Source organism: Solemya elarraichensis gill symbiont (assembly GCF_002021095.1).
In the GTDB taxonomy this organism is placed as follows: Bacteria; Pseudomonadota; Gammaproteobacteria; order Chromatiales; family Chromatiaceae.
The window spans coordinates 1-3,037 of sequence record NZ_MPRK01000207.1; the positions used below are offsets into that span (position 1 = coordinate 1).

Annotated in this window: 2 protein-coding genes; both read left to right on the forward strand. The window is 42.3% G+C overall.

The annotated features are described in order from the left end of the window. The first annotated feature begins 28 nt into the window (after nucleotides 1-28). Nucleotides 29-2,413, forward strand: a complete 2,385-nt coding sequence (locus BOW51_RS09070; RefSeq protein WP_135568199.1) for a DUF3987 domain-containing protein — start codon at nucleotides 29-31, stop codon at nucleotides 2,411-2,413. Between the two features lie 252 nt (nucleotides 2,414-2,665). Further along, nucleotides 2,666-3,001, forward strand: coding sequence for a hypothetical protein (locus BOW51_RS09075; protein WP_078477444.1), 336 nt, complete (start codon nucleotides 2,666-2,668; stop codon nucleotides 2,999-3,001). The last annotated feature ends 36 nt before the right edge of the window (nucleotides 3,002-3,037 follow it).

Here is a 3,037-nt window from a genome sequence, read left to right on the forward strand (position 1 = left end):
AGATGAATCATGTTGGTGGAGGGTCGGCATGAGCTCACTTCCTTCTGAATCGACGGTTAATCCAAATGAGACATATCTAGGTGCTGGCATACCCCAAGAACTGTTTGTACTGGCAGATGAGCCAATCTGGGGTTATTTTGAAATACCAACTGGACAGAAGAAGCGCCCAGGTAAAGGAAGGCATGGATACACTCACCAGTCCTGCACGAATCCTGACACTCTGTATAGCCTTGAGGAAGTACAAGCAGAGCTCGATGATAAACGCGTACTAACAGTTAGCCTGAAACTCGCTAGCAAGAAACTGGGGCGTTTATTTTCAATCAAAGATCTGGATGCTTATAAAGAAGGATTTGATCAGGATCTTCTTGAGTATTACCTGAATGAACAAACCTTTATAGATATAAGCCCTTCAGGTCAGGGCTACCATGTCTGGTATAGCTATAACATCAAACCTACAGTTACCCCTAAGCAAGTTGGTGTAGACAATGTCACCGGGTTTATAACTCTCACTGGTAATGTTTACAAGGATGAATCAATCGCAGAGATTGACTTAGACCACTCAGTACTCAGGGCAGATAAAGAGTATGCTCCGGTCCAGTTAATCAAGGATGGCAAGCAATCAGTAATTGCAGCGTTCAATGCCACATTCAGTATTGATCAGATTTTCTCAGAATACGGGTACACATCAAAAGGACAGAACCGTTGGCGGTCACCTGACTCAGGAACGGGTACCCATGGGGTAGTTGTATTCCCAAGTAATCGTGGTGATTACTCTGTTGCATATTCACATCATGCCTCAATGGGTGAGCTCCATGAACGTGTATTCGATGCATACGACCTTGCTGCATTTCACCAGTATCCCAGCCTCTCGCTGAATGAGGCCAAATCTGAGTATGCCAGGGAGTTAATGCATGAGCTGAGTGCTATTGACCCGGAAACTGGTGAAAAAACTGACCAGACAATAGCTGAATACAACAGGCCAAAACGCCGTGAGTTTGGTGAATTTCATGTGCCTGAAAGCGATCCCATAGATATCAGGCATTTTCCTAACGTGCTAATTCAAGCTGCAGAGGAAGTAGCCGACTGGACCAAAACAGGGGCAGTATATTCAGCAGTGTTGTGTGGTGTTCAAGTTACTTCAGCTCTACTGGGTAAGAATGTAAAAATCCACGAAATGGATGACCTTGTCCATCCTTGCTCAATGGGGGTCTTTATAGGTGCGAGCTCAGGAGGACGCAAGTCAGAGATATTTAAAAAGATGGGCGAACCATTTTTCAAGTTTGAAGAGCAGTTACAAGAGAAATGGGATAATCAGCAGTCAGGCAATCAAGTTGTTAAAACAGCCTATCAAAATCAAATTAAAGCCTTGCAAAAATTTAAAAAGGGCGCAACACCTGAAGAAATATTAAAAGGCTCAACTGAGGCGATTGCGCTGCAGGTAAAAATCGATCAACTCAACTCTCCAAAACCATTTTTCATCTCAGAGGACATCACTGAAGAGAAGCTGGTTAGAGTGCTTGACGCACAAAATACAACACAAGCCATCTTTAGTGATGATGCCCGAAATATGATACGCAATATTTCTGGCATGAGAAGAGATGACGGCAGTGGTGAGAATATATACCTAAAAGGCTTAACAAATGGAGATTATGTATATAGCCGTGTTGGTTCGGACGGTGGTTTCAAGGATATTGTTCTACGAAGGATATGTCTGAATATTTTTGGATTCGTCCAACTTGATTTAATCGAACAACTGTTAGCTAAAGAAGGCTATATCACCTCAGGTATGGCTGCTCGATTTTGGATTTACATTCAGGGATTCGACCCGATCAATATGCTGGAGAATGCTGAAAATAGACCTCTAAATCAAAAACTCATGCAGCCTTACTACGACAAAATTAGATCATTATGCGTTGTTATCAACAAGCCAATAAACATCCATCTTTCAAATGAAGCCAAGCAGTACTGGAGGGAATTAAATAATCAGGTTGCTCAGAGATTAAAAACAGACTGGTCTGGAAATTACGATTCAATCAACAAAATTGTAACTCTATCGGCAAAAATGGCCACAGTATTCCTTGCATTACGCACTGATGATTTCATGAGTAAAGCAGAGCTTGAGATACCTCTAGATGTGTACCAGTCAGCATGTGAATTCGTATTGTTTTTAACAGACCAGAACCTGCAGGCTATGAGAGCCATTAAAAGCAGTGCTATCCACAATAAGGCCAGGAAGCTGTCTGATCGCGCTGATAACGATAAAAAGATACAAAGGGCAACATATGGTGCTATTCGAAAGAATGTTGCCGAGAGTCTAAGGGACGATCTATCAGAAATACTGAAAGTGTTGATTGATTACGGACACTACTACAGAGACGGTGACGAGTATGTATATGTAAAAAAGATGCGGTAACTAGTGCATCGAGGTGACGTGGTGACTAGGTAGACTTACTTTTTCGCTAAAAAGTAAAAAAACAGCAAATTCGTGTTTTCACTGAGCCATTTAGTCACTTCGTCACCTGACCACTACTAACTTTCGATTCAGTCACTAAATATCTGAATCAAGGCATTGCAAACGGTAAAAGGGTAGTGCATCTACCCAAAGTATTGCTAGGTAATCCATTAACGCATTGCGTCTGAAACGAAATACGATGAGGTATTTAATATGAATACACCAAATAAACTGCGGCAGGAGTTCTTAGAAAAAGCCTCCCCGCTTATTGATGAATACATTAACGCTAGCCTTGGCAAGTCCGAGCTGCGATCAACAAACAGTGGTGCCAGGGAAGAAGTCTGGGATGCCTTGAAGCAAATCATTTTGAAGGCCAGTGATGTAGTCAAGTTGCACGCTGAAAGTACAAAGGACGTCCTATCCCTGCTTGGTGATGGCAAGCTGTCCCTGAATGATGCTGAAAGACTGATGAAGATTATGGGCACTCACCAGGAGGCTACTGAGCTCACAGAGCTGCTTGAGAAGGTTGATGAGCTGGCAACAAAGTAATAAAACCCTATCAGGGTTAAGTTTCTAATTCATAAA